At 73.2% G+C, this 18,263-nt stretch carries 20 protein-coding genes; 12 read left to right on the top strand and 8 right to left on the bottom strand.

The window, feature by feature from the left end; genetic code table 11:
- Positions 1–34: 34 nt before the first annotated feature.
- From ACFQ9Z_RS02565 to ACFQ9Z_RS02545, 5 genes are all read right to left on the bottom strand, one after another.
- On the bottom strand, positions 35–1,381 hold the full coding sequence (locus tag ACFQ9Z_RS02565; RefSeq protein WP_383009841.1) for an FAD-dependent oxidoreductase: 1,347 nt from the start codon (positions 1,379–1,381) through the stop codon (positions 35–37).
- A gap of 90 nt (positions 1,382–1,471) precedes the next feature.
- On the bottom strand, positions 1,472–2,137 hold the full coding sequence (locus tag ACFQ9Z_RS02560) for a TetR/AcrR family transcriptional regulator (protein ID WP_383009838.1): 666 nt from the start codon (positions 2,135–2,137) through the stop codon (positions 1,472–1,474).
- Positions 2,138–2,396: 259 nt separating this feature from the next.
- Positions 2,397–3,086, bottom strand: coding sequence for an HAD family hydrolase (locus ACFQ9Z_RS02555; RefSeq protein WP_383009836.1), 690 nt, complete (start codon positions 3,084–3,086; stop codon positions 2,397–2,399).
- Between the two features lie 10 nt (positions 3,087–3,096).
- Positions 3,097–3,792 carry a phosphatase PAP2 family protein gene (locus ACFQ9Z_RS02550; RefSeq protein ID WP_383009834.1) on the bottom strand — a complete coding sequence of 232 codons (696 nt, stop codon included), beginning with the start codon at positions 3,790–3,792 and terminating at the stop codon, positions 3,097–3,099.
- 183 nt (positions 3,793–3,975) lie between these two features.
- Positions 3,976–4,527: a DUF5134 domain-containing protein gene (locus ACFQ9Z_RS02545; RefSeq protein WP_383009832.1), complete on the bottom strand. Its 552-nt coding sequence runs from the start codon at positions 4,525–4,527 to the stop codon at positions 3,976–3,978.
- A 153-nt stretch (positions 4,528–4,680) separates the two neighbouring features.
- Here ACFQ9Z_RS02545 and ACFQ9Z_RS02540 point away from each other — a divergent pair, with 153 nt between their 5' ends.
- From ACFQ9Z_RS02540 to ACFQ9Z_RS02530, 3 genes are all read left to right on the top strand, one after another.
- On the top strand, positions 4,681–6,345 hold the full coding sequence (locus ACFQ9Z_RS02540) for an FUSC family protein (protein ID WP_383009830.1): 1,665 nt from the start codon (positions 4,681–4,683) through the stop codon (positions 6,343–6,345).
- Positions 6,342–6,971, top strand: coding sequence for a MarR family winged helix-turn-helix transcriptional regulator (locus ACFQ9Z_RS02535; protein ID WP_383009828.1), 630 nt, complete (start codon positions 6,342–6,344; stop codon positions 6,969–6,971). Before ACFQ9Z_RS02540 ends, ACFQ9Z_RS02535 begins: the two co-directional genes overlap by 4 nt.
- A gap of 115 nt (positions 6,972–7,086) precedes the next feature.
- Entirely contained in the window at positions 7,087–8,004 is a 918-nt protein-coding gene (locus ACFQ9Z_RS02530; protein WP_383009826.1) for a class I SAM-dependent methyltransferase, read from the top strand.
- On the opposite strand, the gene ACFQ9Z_RS02525 is transcribed toward ACFQ9Z_RS02530, so the two are convergent.
- Complete coding sequence (locus tag ACFQ9Z_RS02525; RefSeq protein WP_383009823.1) at positions 8,001–8,393, bottom strand: VOC family protein; 393 nt, start codon at positions 8,391–8,393, stop codon at positions 8,001–8,003. The two genes, ACFQ9Z_RS02530 and ACFQ9Z_RS02525, sit on opposite strands and share 4 nt — an antisense overlap.
- Positions 8,394–8,463: 70 nt before the next feature.
- Here ACFQ9Z_RS02525 and ACFQ9Z_RS02520 point away from each other — a divergent pair, with 70 nt between their 5' ends.
- Positions 8,464–9,003: a GNAT family N-acetyltransferase gene (locus ACFQ9Z_RS02520; RefSeq protein WP_383009821.1), complete on the top strand. Its 540-nt coding sequence runs from the start codon at positions 8,464–8,466 to the stop codon at positions 9,001–9,003.
- Between the two features lie 27 nt (positions 9,004–9,030).
- Here ACFQ9Z_RS02520 and ACFQ9Z_RS02515 read toward each other — a convergent pair whose 3' ends face one another.
- Entirely contained in the window at positions 9,031–9,714 is a 684-nt protein-coding gene (locus ACFQ9Z_RS02515) for a glycerophosphodiester phosphodiesterase (protein ID WP_383009819.1), read from the bottom strand.
- Between the two features lie 405 nt (positions 9,715–10,119).
- On the opposite strand from ACFQ9Z_RS02515, the gene ACFQ9Z_RS02510 reads away from it, so the two are divergent.
- The 4 genes from ACFQ9Z_RS02510 to ACFQ9Z_RS02495 all read left to right on the top strand — a co-directional run bounded on the left by ACFQ9Z_RS02510 (position 10,120) and on the right by ACFQ9Z_RS02495 (position 14,044).
- The gene (locus ACFQ9Z_RS02510; protein ID WP_383009817.1) at positions 10,120–11,517 is read left to right on the top strand and encodes a DUF6421 family protein; all 1,398 of its coding nucleotides are present in this window, start codon (positions 10,120–10,122) and stop codon (positions 11,515–11,517) included.
- Between the two features lie 38 nt (positions 11,518–11,555).
- A complete protein-coding gene (locus tag ACFQ9Z_RS02505; protein WP_383010304.1) occupies positions 11,556–12,305 on the top strand; it encodes an SDR family NAD(P)-dependent oxidoreductase in 750 nt (249 codons plus the stop codon).
- Positions 12,302–13,372, top strand: a complete 1,071-nt coding sequence (locus ACFQ9Z_RS02500) for a threonine aldolase family protein (RefSeq protein WP_383009815.1) — start codon at positions 12,302–12,304, stop codon at positions 13,370–13,372. Before ACFQ9Z_RS02505 ends, ACFQ9Z_RS02500 begins: the two co-directional genes overlap by 4 nt.
- Positions 13,373–13,450: 78 nt before the next feature.
- Entirely contained in the window at positions 13,451–14,044 is a 594-nt protein-coding gene (locus ACFQ9Z_RS02495) for a transglutaminase domain-containing protein (RefSeq protein WP_383009813.1), read from the top strand.
- A gap of 58 nt (positions 14,045–14,102) precedes the next feature.
- On the opposite strand, the gene ACFQ9Z_RS02490 is transcribed toward ACFQ9Z_RS02495, so the two are convergent.
- Positions 14,103–14,831 (bottom strand): lysophospholipid acyltransferase family protein, encoded by a 729-nt coding sequence (locus tag ACFQ9Z_RS02490; protein ID WP_383009811.1) that lies wholly within the window; start codon positions 14,829–14,831, stop codon positions 14,103–14,105.
- A 281-nt stretch (positions 14,832–15,112) separates the two neighbouring features.
- Here ACFQ9Z_RS02490 and ACFQ9Z_RS02485 point away from each other — a divergent pair, with 281 nt between their 5' ends.
- The 4 genes from ACFQ9Z_RS02485 to ACFQ9Z_RS02470 all read left to right on the top strand — a co-directional run bounded on the left by ACFQ9Z_RS02485 (position 15,113) and on the right by ACFQ9Z_RS02470 (position 18,247).
- Positions 15,113–15,511, top strand: a complete 399-nt coding sequence (locus ACFQ9Z_RS02485; protein WP_383009809.1) for a TlpA family protein disulfide reductase — start codon at positions 15,113–15,115, stop codon at positions 15,509–15,511.
- A 207-nt stretch (positions 15,512–15,718) separates the two neighbouring features.
- On the top strand, positions 15,719–16,228 hold the full coding sequence (locus ACFQ9Z_RS02480) for a flavin reductase family protein (protein WP_383009807.1): 510 nt from the start codon (positions 15,719–15,721) through the stop codon (positions 16,226–16,228).
- A 218-nt stretch (positions 16,229–16,446) separates the two neighbouring features.
- Complete coding sequence (locus ACFQ9Z_RS02475; protein WP_143628890.1) at positions 16,447–17,232, top strand: electron transfer flavoprotein subunit beta/FixA family protein; 786 nt, start codon at positions 16,447–16,449, stop codon at positions 17,230–17,232.
- Positions 17,233–17,284: 52 nt separating this feature from the next.
- A complete protein-coding gene (locus tag ACFQ9Z_RS02470; RefSeq protein ID WP_383009804.1) occupies positions 17,285–18,247 on the top strand; it encodes an electron transfer flavoprotein subunit alpha/FixB family protein in 963 nt (320 codons plus the stop codon).
- Positions 18,248–18,263 lie beyond the last annotated feature (16 nt).

Below are 18,263 nucleotides of genomic sequence, written 5' to 3'. Positions count from 1 at the left end.
GGGTCACCGCCGCCCGGACGGCGCCCGCCCGTAGCTACGCGGTGCGTGCCGCCGTCAGCAGGGCGTCCCAGTCGGCCAGTTTCACCACGCCCCGGCCCAGCCGCGCCCCCAGCTCCGCCTCGGCGCGCTCGATGGCCTGCCAGCCCCGCCACGGCACCGGCTCGATCCCGGCCGCCCGCAGCGCCGGGAGCGGGTCGCCCCGCGCCTCGCGCACGAGTGCGGGCGCGTCCGTGAGCAGGGAGGTGACCGTCTCCTTGGCGCACGGCCGGTTGGTGCCGATGACACCCGTCGGGCCGCGCTTGATCCAGCCGGCGACGTACTCGCCGGGGGACGTGGCGCCCTCGCGCAGCACACGGCCCTGCCGGTGCGGCACCGTGCCGCTCGCAGCGTCGAAGGGCAGCCCCTCCAGCGGCACCCCGCGGTAGCCGACCGACCGCAGTACCAACTCGGCCGGCACGGTCTCGAACCGGCCCGTGCCGGTCACGCCGCCGTGACCGTCCGGCGCCGTCCGCTCGAAGCGCACGGCACCCACCCGGCCGTCCCGCGCGAGCAGTTCCACCGGCCGCAGGAAGAACCGCAGCCGGATCCGGCGGGCGGGGGCCGTGGTCCGGCCGGACCGGTCCGCGGCCCAGCCGCGCAGCGCCTCCACGTTGCGGCGCTGCACGGCAGGCAGCGTCGCCGGGTCGGCGCACCCGGGATCCAGCGCCAGCTCCTCCGCTTCCACCGACACCTCGGTGCCGGGCAGGCCGCCCAGTTCGCGCAGCTCCTTGGTGGTGAATCGGGCCTGCGAGGGGCCGCGCCGGCCGACCATGTGGACCTCGGCGACCCCGCTCGTCGCCAGGGCGTCCAGTGCTGCCTGCGGCATGTCCGTCGGGCGCAGCTCGCCCGGGCCCCGCACCAGCATCCGGGTGACGTCCACGGCCACGTTGCCCACCCCGATGACCACCGCCGACCGCACCCCGCGCACGAATCCGGTGTCGGCCGCGTCCGGGTGGGCGCTGTACCAGGACACGAACTCGGTCGCCGACCAGCTGCCCGGCAGCTCCTCGCCGGGGATGCCCAGCCGGCGGTCGGCGGCGGCGCCCACGCAGTACACGACCGCGTCGTACAGCTCCCGCAGCCGCGCCACGGGCAGCCCGCCCGGGCCGCCGACCCGGACCCCGCCGAGGAACCGCACCCGCTCGTGCTCCAGCACCGCGCGCAGGCTGCCCTGCAGGGACTTGATCTTCTCGTGGTCCGGGGCGACGCCGTACCGCACCAGGCCGTAGGGGCACGGCAGCCGGTCCAGCACGTCCACCCGGACCTCGGGATCGAGCTGGACCAGGTTCTGGGCGGTGTAACACCCGCCAGGCCCGGAACCGACGACGGCGACACGCAGCACGGCGGTACTCCTTGCCCCGAAGGAGAAGAGTGTGCGGACGCCTCCAGCATGGCACCGCCCGGTGCACGGCGGCAGGGGCCGGGAGGGTGACTACTCGGCCCGCTCCCCGGTCGCGAAGAACCGCGAGAGGTCCTCGCACCGGGCCGCACCGGCCTCCGTGCCGCTCCCCGGCGGCGTGCCCAGCTCCCAGTCGAGCCGGTACCGGTCGAACAGCTCGGCCCGCAGGGTCGGGACCGGCATCGGCACCCCGGGGACCAGCGCGGCGAACACCGCCCCCATCAGCGTGGCCCGCAGCATCGGGTAGTCGGCCGTCACGTCCGCCGAGCCGTGCCGGGCGACCGTGTCGCTCAGCAGCTCCGACAGCCGCCGCTGCTCCGGGCACTGCACGAAACCCTCGGCCTGGAGCAGTCCGGCCATGTGCTGCCGCATGAGCACCGGGCGGTCGTGGGCGAGGCCCAGGATGGCGTCGATGGCCCGGGCGAGCCGCTCGGGGCCGTCCTCGGTGCGCGGCTCCCGCTCCAGTGCCTCCTCCAGCGTGCGGTGCATCAGCCGGTGCACGGCCGACTGCACGAGCTGGCGCTTGCCGGGGAAGTAGTAGGACACCAGTCCGCGCGCCGAACCCGCCCGGTCCGCGATGTCGGCCAGCGTGGTGGCCTCGAACCCGCGCTCGTCGACCAGCTCGACCGCGGCCTGCAGCAGCCGCTCCCGGGAACGCCGCCGCAACTCTTCATTGACCGAGGCGCTGCGCGGGGACATCCTGTAACTCCTGCGTTGACTGGCTGCCAGCCAACTATACTCGGGCGCAGGGGTTCCGCCGCGCGCGGAGCCTGCTCAGAGCTGCCGTCCGTCTGGGACGACGCGGGGGATCGTCTCAGACGGACGGCTTCGGCTTGTTCGGCCGGTTCGGCCGGTGACGCCTGCCGCCCCGGCCGGCGGACCGGGATCCACGGTCCACGCCAGGGGCGGGATCTTCGGCCCAGGCCGGCCCGGACGGCGACGGGGGACGGCGCGCCGGTCAGCCGATCAGGTCGAGGACCGGCAGCAGCGCGTCCGGCCGCTGCGCCACCGGCAGATGGTCCACGAAGTGCACCCGGCAGCCCAGCGCGGCCGCGCCGCCGTCGGCAGTCCTGTTGTCCCCGACCATCAGCACCTCGAGCGGGTCGGCGCCCAGTTCGGCGCAGGCGGCCGAGAACAGCCGCGGGTCCGGCTTCTGCACGCCGTGCTCGTAGGACAGCACATAGGCGTCCACATATGCGTCGAGGCCGTGTTCGCGGAAGACCGGGCGTAGGTCCCAGCCGATGTTGCTGACCACGCCCACACCGATCCCCCGCTCGCGCAGTGTGCGCAGCACATCGGCGGCGTCCTGGTACGGCGACCAGGCGGCTGGCGACATATGCCGCTCATACAGCGCGTCGTGCAGTTCGGGGCCGGGCAGCGGCACGCGTCGGGACAGCCCGGTGTAGGCGGCCCGGTGCTGCTCGGCGCTCTTGTCCCGGACGGCCCACAGCCCGGCCAGTTCCGCCGGCACCTCGACCGGGTCCGCACCGCCGGGCAGCGCGCCCGCCGCCTCCAACGCGGCCGCGGCGTCGGCGAGTTCCGGGCCGGGAAGGGTGAGGCCGGCCTCGTCCAGCACGGCCCGCAGCCAGGACTCGGTGGACTCGACGCGGAACAGGGTCCCTGAGAAATCGAAGAGCACGGCAGCCATGCGCCGGACTCTACCGGGGGCTCGGACCCGCTCGGCCGCCCCGCGGCCACTCGTACACCGCCACGGCCACCGCCACCACCAGCGCCCCCAGCAGCCACCCGCCCAGCACGTCCGAGGGCCAGTGCACGCCCAGCCACACCCGGGTCAGGCCCACACCGGCCACCGAGACGGCCGCCACGGCCACGGCCGTACGCCACAGGGCACGGCCGGCGCCGCGGCGGTGCAGCAGCCACAGCAGGAGGCCGCAGACGACGGTGGCCGTCATGGCGTGACCGGAGGGGAAGGCCGCGTAGTGCGCGTGGTCGACGGGGTCCGGCCAGGCCGGCCGGGGCCGGCCCACGGCGGTCTTCAGCCCCTGCTGCAGGAGCGTGGCCAGCGCGACGGTGACCGCCAGCCACAGCGCCGTCCACCAGGCCGCGCGGCGCCACACGAGCCACACCGCCGCGGCCACGCACACCAGACGCATGGTCAGCGGATCCCAGACCCAGTCCGTGAGGATCCGGAAGGCGTGCGTGACACCGTGGTCGCTCACCGCCCAGCGGTGGGTGGCGGTCGAGATGTCGCCGTCGAGGTCGAGCAGCGGACGCCACCGCACCACGACGAGCGCCGTCAGCAGGGCGCAGCAGGCGGCCAGTACGGCGGCCACGCGGACCGCGTCGCGGTGGGGCCCGGTACGGGCCGGGGGCTGGGTCGGCGCGGGGTGCATGCTGCGATCTTCGTGGACGGGACGGCCCGATGGCCACCGTCGTGTCCGGCAGGCAGGACGGCTCGGGGCCGTGACGTCCCTCGGCGGGCCGGACGGCTGGGCCCGTGATGTCGCCGGCGGGTGGACGGCCGGGCCCATGACGTCGCCGGCGGGCGGACGGCTGGGCCCGTGTCCCCCGGCGGCTCACATCGTCAGCAGCATGGCCACCATGCCGATCCCCATCGACAGCCGGCACGCCCGCGCCAGTTCCGGGCGGTCGCCCCAGCGCACCGCCTTCGGTCCGCCGGCCGGGACGGCCGAGGGCACCAGACGGGCGCCGGTCACCAGCACGTAACCGGCGAAGTAGAGCATGAGCAGGCCCGTCACCAGCGGCACCCCCGAACCGCCGGCCGTGTGGTGGTGCGCGGCGGGGGACGCGGCCATGGCGAGGGCCATGTAGACCATCGCCGCCGTTCCCACCAGATGGTGCAGGTGGTGCGGTCCGCCGCGCCCGGCCCACAGGCCGCGCAGCGCCGCAGCCGCGAACACGGCCGCGTACAGCGGCCACGCCCATCTCGGTGGGGTGAACACCGTGGCGGGCACTGCCATCGCGGCCATGCCGAACCCCATCAGCGCTTCCCCGCCGGCGGCGCGGCGCTGCTCCTCGACCCCGCTGCGCATCCGCAGCAGGCAGTAGGCGCCGGTGGCCGCGCACAGCACGACCAGCAGCCAGGCCGCCGACCCCGGTCCGTGCACACGCACCCCCCTGCTCGACGGTCGGTCGAGGGATGCGATGCCCACGGCACGCGGCGCGCACGCGAGCGCAAGGGTGTACGCGGGGAGCGTTCGCCGGAGCACAGCAGGCGGCCGATGTGATTTACGAGTAAAACACATGCTAAATTAGTAGTCATGAGCAGTGCGACCCGATCCCGTCTTCCCCTGGCCGGCGTGCTCCGCCTGGGGCGGCCCTCCGACATCTGGTTCAAGCCCGCCCTGAGCGTGGTGGTCGCCACCGCTCCGCCCAACCTGATCCTGCTGGCCCTCGGCCGCCTGGATCTGGCGGTGTACTCGATGGCCGGCTCGCTCTGCGCGCTCTACGGCCACAACCGGCCCTACGCCGCCCGGGCCCGTGTCCTCGCCTGGGTGGTGCTCGGCATGGTGGGCGGCCTCGCCCTGGCCCTGGTCGCGGCCTCGCTCACCACCAACGCGGTCATCCTGGTCACCGTGGGCGCCCTCATGGCGGCCGCGCAGAAGGCGGTGTGCGACGTCACCCGCATCGGGCCGCCGGGGAACGTGATCCTCGCCTTCATCAGCTCCGCCTCCCTCTTCGTGCCGCAGAGCCTCGGCCAGGTGCCCGGCCACGTCGGCCTCGCCCTGCTCGCGGGCGTCTGGGCCTGGCTGGTCGGCATGGCGCCCGGGCTGCTGCGCCCGCACGGCCCCGAGCGCCGGGCCACCGCGCAGGCCCTCACCGCGGCCGCCGCGTACGCCGAGACCGGCGGCACCGGCGAGGGCCACGTCCGCGCCCGTGCCGCCACCGCCGCGGCCGTGCACGCCGCGTGGCAGTCCCTGCTGGCCGGCGGCGCCCGGCCCGACCACACCCGGCGCGCCCTCGAACGGCTCCTGGTCCGCGCGGAGGTCGCGCTCGCCGCCCCCGCCGACACCGACGCCGGGCGACTGCGCGCCTGGGCCCGCGAACTGCGGGGCACCGGCCGGATCCCACCCGTGGAGTCCCCCCGCGAGTCGGCCGACGAACTGCTCGGCGTGGACGCCGAACTCGCCGCCCCCCGCCGCCCGCTGCGCCGGCGGCTCGCCCCGCTCGCCCCCATCGCCGCCCGCACCGCCATCGGCTGCGCCCTGGCCGGGTACGCCTCCCTGGCCCTCGGCGTCGGCCGCCCCTACTGGGCGCTGGTCACCGCGGCCTCCCTCTACCAGGCCAACGTCACCCTCACCTGGAACCGCAGCGTGCAGCGCGTCGTCGGCAACCTGCTCGGCGTCCTCGTCTTCGCCGCGGTGGCGCCCGTGGCGCACCTGCACCCGGCGGCCCTGGTGCTCATCTGCCTCGCCTTCAACTTCAGCGCCGAGGCGCTGATCACCCGCAACTACTGGCTCGGCACCGTCTGCGTCACGCCGATGGCCCTGCTCATCACCGAGTTCGCCCGCGTCCAGGACGCCGGACAGCTCATCGGCGAGCGCGTCGCCGACACCGTCGTAGGCGCGCTGGTCGGCTTCGTCGCGGCCGTCGCCGTCACCAACCGGCGCGCGGGGGACCGCCTCGAACAGACGCTGACCGGCGCGGAGCGGGCCCGCGAGAACGCCGCGCGGCTGCTCGCCGAGCCGCATCCGGCACCCCGCGCCCTGGAGACCGCGCGCCGCGCCCTGGCCGCCGCCCTGGTCGACCTGCGCGCCACGGCGGACGCCGCCTCCGGCGAGTGGTGGCAGCGCGCCCTGCCCGAGGAGCGGGTCGTGCTCGCCGAACAGTCCGGACACCGTACGCTCGCCGCGACGGTACGACGCCAGGGGCTCGCCCCACTGGCGCAGGACGCGGGCAGTACGACGGAGGACGCACGGCCATGACCCCGACGAACGGACGGCCGGCGGCCGCGCACACCCCGGCCGGCGCGCCTACGGGTACCGGGCCGGAAGGGCCGGCCGAGGCGGACGGGACCGCGCGTGCGAGCCGGCCCGCCGCGAGCGGCGACGGCGACACCGTCGCCTCCGTGGTCCGGCAGTGGCGGGCTGTGCACCCCGAGCTGAACACCGGGCCCATGGAGGTCATCGGCCGGATCAACCGGTGCGCCGCCCTCCTCCAGCAGGCCGAGGACGCCCCGCTGCGCCGGGCGGGACTCAGCCGCCCGGAGTTCGACCTGCTCGGCGCGCTGCGCCGCACCGGCCACGAGCTGACCCCCGGTGAGCTGGCCCGGGAGACCTTCTCCTCCGGAGCCGCCGTCACCAAGCGGCTCAAGCAGCTCACCGAGCGGGGACTGATCGAGCGGCGCGGCGACACCCGTGACCGCCGGGTCGCCCACCTCCGCCTGACCGACGCCGGCCGGGACCTCGTGGACGGCATCCTCCCCGAGCAGCTCGCCTACGAGACCGCCGTGCTGTCCGTCCTCGGCCCCGGGGAACAGGACGACCTGGCCGCGCTCCTGGGCGACCTGCTGAGCCGCCTGGAAGGCCGGATGGGCGCGCTGCGCGCCTGAGCGCACGGAATCCTGGGCCATGCCCCGGTCGCCGGTCCGGGTGCGGGCCGGGGCAGGCCCGCCGCCCGCGCAATTCGCTTGCCGCCCCCGGCGGCCGTCGGCCAGGGTGCTGGGCATGGACGCCGACGAGACGACAGCGGCGGGGCCTCCCGCGCTCGCCGAGGAGATCGCGGAGTACTACGGCCGGGACGGTGAGGACGGGAGGCTGCGCTCGGGCGCCGGGCGCCTGGAGCTGTGGCGCACCCAGGACGTGCTGCGCCGCCTGCTGCCGCCCGCTCCGGCGCGCGTCCTGGACGTCGGGGGCGGCAGCGGCGTGCACGCGCAGTGGCTCGCCGCCGACGGCTACGCGGTCGAGCTGGTCGACCCGGTCCCCCTGCACGTCGCGCGGGCGGCCCGGCTGCCCGGGGTGACCGCCCGCCTCGGCGACGCCCGTGCCCTGGACGCGCCCGACGCGTCCGCGGACGTGGTCCTGCTCCTCGGGCCCCTCTACCACCTGCCCGAACGCGCGGACCGGGTCCGGGCCCTCACCGAGGCCCACCGTGTGCTGCGCCCCGGCGGACTGATCGTGGCCGCCACCATCAACCGGTTCGCGGGAGTGCACGACAACCTCGCCACCGGCCTGTACTTCGACCCGGACCTGCGGCCGCAGATCGAGGCTTCGGCCCGGGACGGCCGGATGCGGCCCGTGGACGGGGAGAAGTCCCTGTTCACGACGGCCTACTTCCACGAGCCCGCGGACGTGCCCGATGAGTTCGCCGCCGCGGGCCTCACCGCGCAGGGGCAGTACGGCCTGGAGGGCGCCGCCTGGCTGATGGCCGGCATCTCCGAACGGCTCGACGACCCCGGGGACCGGGAGCTGCTCCTGGAGGCGCTCCGGCGGACCGAGTCCGTGCCCTCGCTGCTGGGGGTAAGCGGTCACCTGCTCACGGCGGGCCGCAAGGGCCAGGGCCCGTTGCGCAGGCGGCCTGGTCGCCGGAAGGAGGCCGCGCGGCGTCCGGCCTCCGGCGGAGGTCTCGTCAGCAACAGGGCCTAGATGCCCGGCCGGTGGCGCAGCGGATGGTCCGCGGGGATCTCCACCAGCACGATCGGCGTGCCGTCCGGGTCGGCGATCCACATCTCGACCAGGCCCCACGGCTCCTTCACCGGGGGTCGTACGATCTCGACGCCCTTGGCCAGCAGCTCCTCGTGCGCCGCGGCCACGTCCGCGACCTGCAGCCACAGCCGCACGTCCGGCGGCGCCGGGGTCTCGGAGCGTCCGGAGACCTCCAGGAAGCCGCCGCCGAGGAAGTACACGGTCCCGCGTTCGGGGCCCGTGCCGAACTCGCGGTAGACGGCCAGGCCCAGCCGCTCCCCGTAGAAGGCGCGGGAGCGCTCGGGGTCGGCGGGGCGCAGAAGTGTCCGGCTGCTGAGTACATGCACCATGCGTCCGGAGCTTAGTGGCAGGGTTACCCTCGTCCTGTTTCAGCAGCGCCCGAGATCGGAGACCGCCCCCATGGAGACCGCCGCCACCGAACTGACGTTCCGCGACGCCGGTGACGCCGACGTCGACGCGCTGGTCGCGCTGATCGAGTCGGCGTACCGGGGCGACGCCAGCCGGGCCGGGTGGACCACCGAGGCGGACATCCTCCAGGGGCAGCGGACCGACCCCGAGGGCGTGCTGGAGGTCGTCAAGGATCCCGGCAGCCGGCTGCTGACCGTGGAACAGGGCGGCCGGATCGTCGCCTGCTGCCAGCTGGAGCACCGCGGTGACGCCGCCTACTTCGGCATGTTCGCGGTCAGCCCCGCCCTCCAGGGGGCGGGCCTCGGCAAGGCCGTCATCGCCGAGGCGGAGCGCCAGGCGCGGGCCACCTGGGGCGTCACCGAGATGCACATGACGGTGATCTCGGTCCGTGAGGACCTCATCGCCTGGTACGAGCGCCGCGGCTACCGCCGTACGGGAAGGATGACCCCGTTCCCGTACGGCGACGAGCGTTTCGGCATCCCGCAGCGCGACGACCTGCAGTTCGAGCTGCTGGTCAAGCCGCTGGTGTGACGACCGCGCGGGAGAGGGCGCGCCGGTTCACGCGGTGAAGCGGCCGGTGCGCTTGATCTCCGGGTAGTCCGTGGTAGCCCCGTCAAGCCCGAGCGCCCGGACGAGCCGCAGGTGGTCCTGGGTGTTGACCACCCAGCCGATGATCCTCAGATCGGCCGCCCGCGCCTGCTCGACGATCTCCAGGGTCAGCCGCCGGATGTTGAGGCACACCGTCGCGGCCCCCACCGTCCTGGCACGCTCCACCACATCGGTGCCGTAGCGGCTCGCGACGAGCGCGGTCCGCACGCCCGGCACCAGCCGGGCGATCTCGGCGACGGCCTCGTCGTGGAACGAGGACACCTCCACCCGCGAGACCAGGTCCCGCCGGTGCATCACCTCCGCCAGCGCCCGGGCCGCCGCCACGTCCTTGATCTCCGCCTGCAGCGGCGACCTCACCGCGTCCAGGACCTCCTCGAAGACCGGCACGCGCTCCCCGCGGCCCGCGTCCAGGGCGCGCAGCTCCGCGAGCGTCTTCTCGGCGATGGGCCCCGTGCCGTCGGTCGTGCGGTCCACCTCCGTGTCGTGCATGACGACCAGCGCGCCGTCCTTGCTCAGGTGCAGATCGAGTTCGATCAGGTCGAGGCCGGCCTGCTGCGCGGCGACGAAGGAACGGAGGGTGTTCTCGGGCTCCACGCCCATGACCCCGCGGTGACCGATGGTAAGGAAGTTCAAGGTTCAACTCGCTTCCGTCGACGGCGGCTCGGCGCGCCCGTGGACCCGAAGGGGCCTCGCTGTCCACACGGCAGAGTCGCAGCCTAACGGCCGGGTCCCGCGATGACCCCGCATCTGCGCGGGGGATCGGAGTGCGCGGCGTGCGGCGACTGGCTCGTATCCGTCCCCGCCGTCACCCTGGCGTGGGCGCGTCCCCCGGGAGTTGACCGTCCGGAACCGAGCGGTGTCGCAGGCTCGTCGTGGTGTGGCGGTCCTCGATGAAGTGACCGCCATCACGGTTTGGGGCAGGAAAAACAGCGGTGACCATGAGGTCGTGCAGAATAATTTCCTGAGATGCCTCTTGCTGGGAGAAACGGGGTATGCATACGGTGTCCATACGCGAGGTTCTCCCGTGGAGGATGGGACATGACGGAAATTCTTGTGCAGGCGGCTACGGAGGAGCAGGTTCCTTCGCTGACCAGGGTGGTTGAGCACCCGGCCTGGCCCGTGCTCAAGGATGCCGTGGAGCAGATCCGGCCATGGCAGTGCAAGGACGGGTCGATCGACTTCGAGGCTGAAGGCGCCCCGGAGCGCGCCGACGCCGAGGCCGCCGTGCGCCGTGTCGTCGAGTCGGTCGAGCGGCTGTCCCCGCTGCTCCCGCACGACGCGGCCTACCACGAGGCGCTCACGGCCGACCTGCGCCGCTGGGCGGAGGAGGGCTTCGCGGTACCGGACTTCCTGGACTCCCTGCTGGCGTTCCAGCCCGCGGCGGGCCGGGCCGACGGCCTGCAGCACCTGGTCGTCTTCCCGATGTACACCCAGAACGGCAACCCCGACCGCAACCTCGAGGCGGTCGTGCTGCGCATGGTCTGGCCCGAGTGGCTGGCCGAACTGGAGCGCACCCGGTACGACAACCCGCTCTTCTGCGGCATCAAGTTCGAGGACTTCACGGCCGGCTACGACACCAACTCCGCCGTTCTCTTCCCGGAGACCATCGCCGTGCGCGAGGCGCCGGAACGATTCTCCTGGGGCGGCATCTTCTGCGACCGCGAGGCGGCCCGCTTCCGCCGGGTCACCGACGCCGCCGTGGACATCCTGGGCCTGGAGCTGCCCGAGGACATCGCCGCGATGGTGCACGACCAGAAGCGCTGCGAAGAGGCCTTCGTGCTGTGGGACATGGTCCACGACCGGACCCACAGCCACGGCGACCTGCCGTTCGACCCGTTCATGATCAAGCAGCGCCAGCCGTTCTGGATGTACGGCCTGGAGGAGCTGCGCTGCGACCTCACCGCCTTCAAGGAGGCCGTGAAGCTCGAGGGGGACGGCGTCCCGCAGGCCCGTGACGTGCAGTACGCGGTGCTCTTCGACCGCATGTTCCGCTTCCCGGTCACCGGCGACCGCAACCGCAACTACGACGGCCTCGGCGGCCAGCTCCTCTTCGCCTACCTGCACAAGCACGACGTCGTCCGCTGGACCGACAACAAGCTCTCCATCGACTGGGAGCGCGCCCCGCAGGTGACCAACCAGCTCTGCGCCGAGATCGAGAAGCTGTACAAGGACGGCATCGACCGCCCCAAGCTGGTGCACTGGTTCGCCGGCTACGAGCTGGTCGCCGCCTACCTGGCCCCGCACCCCGGCTCCAAGTGGGCCAAGGGCCCCGACGCACTGGACCTGACCCTGCCGCCGCGCAAGCTCGTGGACGACGTGCTTCCCGACGAGTTTCCGCTGAGCATGTTCTATGAGGCCCTGTCCAAGAAGCTGAAGAACGTGATCGCATCCACCCGGGGCATCACCGCGGACGGCGCCGAGCGGATCGCCGCGTGAGCGACCGCCTGAACGACACTGCTCAAGAGGGGAAGAACATGGTGGGGAACGGGTCTCTCAGTGGTGCGGTGATCGCGGTGGCCGGCGCGGGCGGCCCCGCCGGGCACGCCGCGATGGTCCGGCTCGCCGAGGCGGGCGCGATCGTCGTCGGCGCCGACAACAATCCCGAGCGCCTCGCGGAGGCCGTGGACGCGGCCCGCTACGCGGGCGGCGGCGCCACGGTCACGGGCGAGACGGTCGACCTGCTCGACCTGGGCTCCACCCGTTCCTGGGCCGACCGCACCGAGAAGGAGTTCGGCCGTGTCGACGGCCTGGTCCACCTCGTCGGCGGCTGGCGCGGCAGCGCCACCTTCGCCGAGACCGACCTCGCCGACTGGGACCTGCTGGAGAAGCTGCTGGTCCGCACCGTCCAGCACACCTCGCTCGCCTTCTACGACGTCCTGCAGCGCAGCGACCGCGGCCGCTACCTGCTGATCAGTGCCGCCGGCGCGTCGAAGCCCACCGCCGGCAACGCCGCGTACTCCGCCGCCAAGGCCGCGGCGGAGGCCTGGACGCTCGCCATGGCCGACGGCTTCCGCAAGGCGGGGGGCGAGGCCGGGCCGCGCTCGGCGGCTGCCATCCTGGTGGTGAAGGCGCTGGTGCACGACGCGATGCGCGCCGAACGCCCCAACGCGAAGTTCGCGGGCTTCACGGACGTCAAGGACCTGGCCGAGGCCATCGAGGGCGTCTGGAGCAAGACCGCCGCCGAAGTGAACGGAAACCGTCTGTGGCTGACCGAGAAGCCGTGAACCCTCCCAGGACCGACGCGCGTCGTCATCACGACCCCGAGGTCCGCGGTTTCGCCAGTGACAACTACGCCGGCGTCCACCCGGAGGTGCTGGCCGCCGTCGCCCTGGCCAACGGCGGCCACCAGGTGGCCTACGGCGAGGACGACTACACCGGGAACCTCCAGCGGATCGTCCGCGGCCACTTCGGCCCCACGGCGGAGGCCTTCCCGGTCTTCAACGGCACCGGCGCGAACGTCGTCGCGCTCCAGGCGGTCACCGACCGCTGGGGCGCGGTGATCTGCGCCGAGAGCGCGCACATCAACGTCGACGAGGGCGGCGCCCCCGAGCGGATGGGCGGCCTGAAGCTGCTCACCGTGCCCACGCCCGACGGCAAGCTGACCCCCGAGCTGATCGACCGGCAGGCCTTCGGCTGGGAGGACGAGCACCGGGCCATGCCGCAGGTCGTGTCGATCACCCAGAGCACGGAGCTGGGCACGCTCTACACGCCCGCCGAGATCCGCGCGATCTGCGAGCACGCCCACGCGCACGGCATGAAGGTGCACCTGGACGGGTCGCGGATAGCCAACGCTGCGGCGTCCCTGGACGTACCGATGCGGACCTTCACCAACGCGGCCGGCGTGGACATCCTCTCGCTCGGCGGCACGAAGAACGGCGCCCTGTTCGGCGAGGCGGTCGTGGTCATCAACCAGGACGCGGTCTCGCACATGAAGCACATCCGGAAGATGAGCATGCAGCTCGCGTCCAAGATGCGCTTCGTGTCGGTGCAGCTCGAGGCGCTGCTCGCCAAGGACCTGTGGCTGCGCAACGCGCGCCACGCCAACGAGATGGCCCAGCGGCTCGCCGAGGGCGTCCGTGCGGTCCACGGGGTGGAGATCCTCTATCCGGTGCAGGCCAACGGCGTCTTCGCCAGGCTTCCGCACGAGGTGAGCGTGCGCCTGCAGAAGCGGTTCCGGTTCTACTTCTGGGACGAGGCCGCCGGCGACGTGCGCTGGATGTGCTCCTTCGACACCACGGAGGAGGACGTCGACCTCTTCGTGGCGGCGCTCAAGGAGGAGATGGCGCGGTAACCCCGGCCTATGCATAGGTATGCGGCCACCTGGAAATTCATTGACTGTCAGGTGGCCGCATACCTATGCTCGGCGGCCATGGAGCCGATCCAGGAGACCGCCGATCTGTCCGCCTACCTGGCCGCCGACGAAGTCATCGACCATCACCACCCGGTCGTTCGGGAGACGGCCGCCCGCCTCGCCGAGGATGTCGCGGACTCGTACGATTATGCGAAAGCCGCCTATGAGTTCGTCCGTGACCGCGTCCCGCACTCCGCCGACGCCGGCGACCCGCGCGTCACCTGGCGGGCCTCCGACGTGCTGGCGCTGCGCACGGGCATCTGCCACGCCAAGGCGCACGCCCTGGCGGCGCTGCTGCGTGCCGAGGACATCCCGACGGCGCTGTGCTACCAGCGGCTGACGCACGACGACGGCAGCGGATACGTCCTGCACGGTCTGGTGGCCGTGCGTTTCCGCGGTGCGTGGCACCGGCAGGACCCGCGCGGCGGCAAGCCCGGTGTGGCCGCCCGGTTCTCCCTGGACGGCGAGCGGCTGGCCTGTGTGCCGGACCCCGCCTCCGGCGAGGCGGACCACCCGGTCCTGTACGCCGCGCCGCACCCCGCCGTCGTCGGCGCGATGAAGGCCGCCCCGGACCGCCCGCACCTGTGGCGGACGCTTCCGGACGCCCCGTAGAGAGCCGTGGCCGGCGGCGGACTCCCGCGTCGTTCGCGGGAGTCCGGTGCGCCGCGGGTCAGTGGGCCTCGGCCGCGCGGAGCTGCTCCACCGTCGGGGCCGAGCCGCCCAGGTGGGCCGGCAGCCACCAGGAGTCCTCGGCGTTCCTGGGGCGGGCGGGGTAGGCGCGCTGGGCGGCGTCCAGCAGCTCCTGGACGCGCTCGCGCAGGCGGCGGGTGATGGCGCCCGCGTACTGGTCGCGCGGGGCCTCGACGGGCTCGCCGACCCGGATGGTGACCGGGGTGTGGCTGCGCCGGAAGTTGCGCGGGTACCCCTTGGTCCACAGCCGCTGGGTGCCCCACACGGCCATCGGGACGAGCGGCACGCCCGCCTCCTGCGCCAGCCGCGCGGCGCCCGACTTGAAGCTCTTCAGGGTGAACGACTGCGAGATCGTGGCCTCCGGGAACACCCCGATGACCTCACCCGAGCGCAGCGAGTCCAGGGCGTGCGCGTAGGCCGCCTCACCCTGCTTGCGGTCCACCGGGATGTGCTTCATCCCGCGCATCAGCGGACCGGACACCTTGTGCCGGAAGACCGACTCCTTCGCCATGAAACGCACCAGGCGCTTCTGCGGCAGGGCGGCCAGGCCGTTGAAGATGAAGTCCAGGTAGCTGATGTGATTGCTCACCAGCACCGCACCGCCCGAGCGCGGGATGTTCTCCGACCCCTTGCAGTCGATCTTCAGGTCCCAGACCTTGAACATCGTCTTGGCGAAACCGATGACGGGACGGTAGACCAGCTCTGCCATGGGCGGGGCGGACCCTTTCTGCTCTGCTCGGGAAAGGGGGATCCCGGCGGGAAAGTTACGCAGCCGTAGGTTTACGGCGTCTCGCAGATCGTGCCCGAAGAACGGACGGGTAGCCAGCCCTTGTGCCCGGTGGCGGCGAGATTCTCGTCACTACGGCCGCACCGCGGGCCCCGCCGTCACGCGGCCGCGGCCGGTACCGGGCTCCGCGAGGACGGATGCCACGGCGGACGGGAATCTCCACGGTCCCGTGGACGCTTGTGCTGACACTGACCTGAGGGAGGGTGCGCGCGGCGGCGCTCGTCGCCGCGGGCGCCCACGGAGTGCCGCGCGGGCGGCGGAGCGGGAGAGTACGGGTGCGCGGGCGGGACGAGGACAGGCGGCTCGGTGCGGCGGAGCTGGGCGGCGAACTGGGCGCGCGGGCCACGCTGGTTCAGTTCTCCACCGCCTTCTGCGCCCCATGCCGGGCCACCCGGCGCGTGCTCGGAGAGGTCGCGGGCATGGTGCCGGGTGTCGCCCACGTCGAGATCGACGCGGAGGCCCGCCTGGACCTCGTACGGGAACTGGGCATCCTCCGGACCCCGACCGTCCTGGTCCTCGACGCCGCCGGAAGAGTGGTGCGGCAGGCCGCGGGACAGCCCCGCAGGGCCGATGTGATCGCGGCGCTCGGGGAGGCGGTGTGAGGCCCCCGGAGGCCCGGTGAGCCCCTGCCCGCGACCCGGAAGGAACTTGACTGTGTGTGCCATCTGTCGTCAGCCTGAACCCGTGCCGACCGAACTCCTTCTCTTCGCGCGGGTGCACGTCGACCTGGCCCGCACCGCGAGCGCGCGCTGTCCGGGCTGTTGACCCGCCCCGGCCCCGCTCGACACCCCTCGCAGAAGGACAACTCCATGACGGCCACGCCCGAACTCGGCGCCCACCGGATCGCCTCTCCCGACCTGCTGCGCGCCACCTTCCGCCGGCACGCCGCCGGTGTGGCGGTGATCACCGCCCGCGGTCCGGCCGGACCGGCCGGCTTCACCGCCACCTCCCTCACCTCCGTCTCCGCCGAGCCGCCGCTCGTCTCCTTCGGCATCGGCACCGGCGCGTCGAGCTGGCCAGCCGTGGCGGCGGCCGAACACGTCGGCGTCCACATACTCGGCGAGCACCAGAGCGACCTGGCGGCCACCTTCGCCCGCAGCGGGGCCGACCGGTTCGGCGCGCCCACGGCCTGGCGCGAGGGTCCCCAGGGCGTCCCCGTGCTGGACGACGTGCTCGCCTGGCTGGTCTGCCGCGTGGTGGGCCGGGTCCCGGCCGGCGACCACCGGATCGTGCTGGCGGAGGTGGTCCTCGGCGACTCCACGGGCGCCGGCCGCCCCCTGCTGTACCACCAGGGCCGGTTCAGCGGACTGAGGGACTGAGCCCACCCGGGCCGGGCTGCGCGGTCGTCGGATTCCGGTTACGCTGCGTTGCGAAGGTCACAGTTCAAAGCGCTTGCTTAGCGGGCAGGAACTGGGTGTACTGACGAGTAATATTTCGGTCGGAGCGCGCGGACGCCCTGGCCGGGATCGGCCGCTCGAGGCGCCTATGCTGCCTCCGAGAGGCAGCCCGGAAATGACGATGCAGTAGGAGAGCCGGCGTGAGCTTGAGGATCGTTGTCACTGTTAAGTACGTGCCCGACGCCACTGGCGACCGGCACTTCGCCGATGACCTGACCGTCGACCGCGACGACGTGGACGGTCTGCTCTCCGAGCTGGACGAGTACGCGGTCGAGCAGGCGCTGCAGATCGCGGAGGACGCGGACGACGCCGAGGTCACCGTGCTGACCATCGGTCCCGAGGACGCCAAGGACGCGCTCCGCAAGGCCCTGTCGATGGGCGCCGACAAGGCCGTCCACGTCGAGGACGACGACCTGCACGGCACCGACGCCATCGGCACCTCCCTGGTGCTGGCCAAGGCGATCGAGAAGGCCGGCTACGACCTCGTGATCTCCGGCATGGCCTCCACCGACGGCACCATGGGCGTCGTCCCGGCGCTGGTCGCCGAGCGTCTCGGCGTCCCGCAGGTCACGCTGCTCTCCGAGGTCTCGGTCGAGGACGGCACGGTCAAGGGCCGCCGCGACGGCGACGCCGCCAGCGAGCAGCTCGAGGCCTCCCTTCCGGCCGTCGTGTCCGTCACCGACCAGTCGGGCGAGGCGCGCTACCCGTCCTTCAAGGGCATCATGGCGGCGAAGAAGAAGCCGGTGGAGTCCTGGGACCTGTCCGACCTGGACATCGAGGCCGAGGAGGTCGGCCTGGAGGGTGCCTGGACCAAGGTCGAGGCCGCCAACGAGCGTCCGGCCCGCACGGCCGGCACCATCGTCAAGGACGAGGGCGAGGGCGGCAAGCAGCTCGCCGAGTACCTCGCGAGCCAGAAGTTCATCTAAGGGCTCGCCCCGCTGACCGCCCCTCAACTTCGTTACGCAGGAGTGCAATCCCATGGCTGAAGTCCTCGTCTACGTCGACCACGTGGACGGTGCCGTCCGCAAGCCCACCCTGGAGCTGCTGACCCTGGCCCGCCGCATCGGCGAGCCCGTCGCCGTCGCGCTGGGCAACGGCGCCGCCGACACCGCCGCCGCCCTCGCCGAGCACGGCGCGGTGAAGGTCCTCACCCACGACGCGTCCGAGTACGCCGACTACCTGGTCGTCCCGAAGGTGGACGCCCTGCAGGCCGCGGTCGAGGCCGTCTCCCCGGCCGCCGTGCTGGTCCCGTCCTCCGCCGAGGGCAAGGAGATCGCCGCCCGTCTGGCGCTGCGCATCGGCTCCGGCATCATCACCGACGCCGTCGACATCGAGGCCGGCGACGAGGGCCCGGTGGCCACCCAGTCGGTGTTCGCCGCGTCCTTCACCACCAAGTCCCGTGTCTCCAAGGGCACCCCGGTCATCACGGTCAAGCCGAACTCGGCCGCCGTGGAGGCCGCCCCGGCCGCGGGCGCGGTCGAGGCCCTGTCCGTGTCCTTCTCGGACAAGGCCACCGGCACCAAGGTCACCGGCCGTACGCCGCGTGAGTCGACGGGCCGCCCGGAGCTGACCGAGGCCGCGATCGTGGTCTCCGGCGGCCGCGGCGTCAACGGCGCCGAGAACTTCTCGATCATCGAGGCGCTCGCCGACTCCCTCGGCGCGGCCGTCGGCGCCTCGCGCGCCGCGGTGGACGCGGGCTGGTACCCGCACACCAACCAGGTCGGCCAGACCGGCAAGTCGGTCTCGCCCCAGCTCTACATCGCCAACGGCATCTCCGGTGCGATCCAGCACCGCGCCGGCATGCAGACCTCGAAGACGATCGTGGCCGTCAACAAGGACGCCGAGGCCCCGATCTTCGACCTGGTCGACTACGGCGTGGTCGGCGACCTCTTCGACGTCGTCCCGCAGCTCACCGAGGAGATCAAGACCCGCAAGGGCTGAGTTCCCCTCGCTCCAC

The organism is Streptomyces sp. NPDC056580 (genome assembly GCF_042793175.1).
Classification (GTDB): domain Bacteria; phylum Actinomycetota; class Actinomycetes; order Streptomycetales; family Streptomycetaceae; genus Streptomyces.
This window is presented reverse-complemented; position numbering and strand designations above follow the sequence as displayed.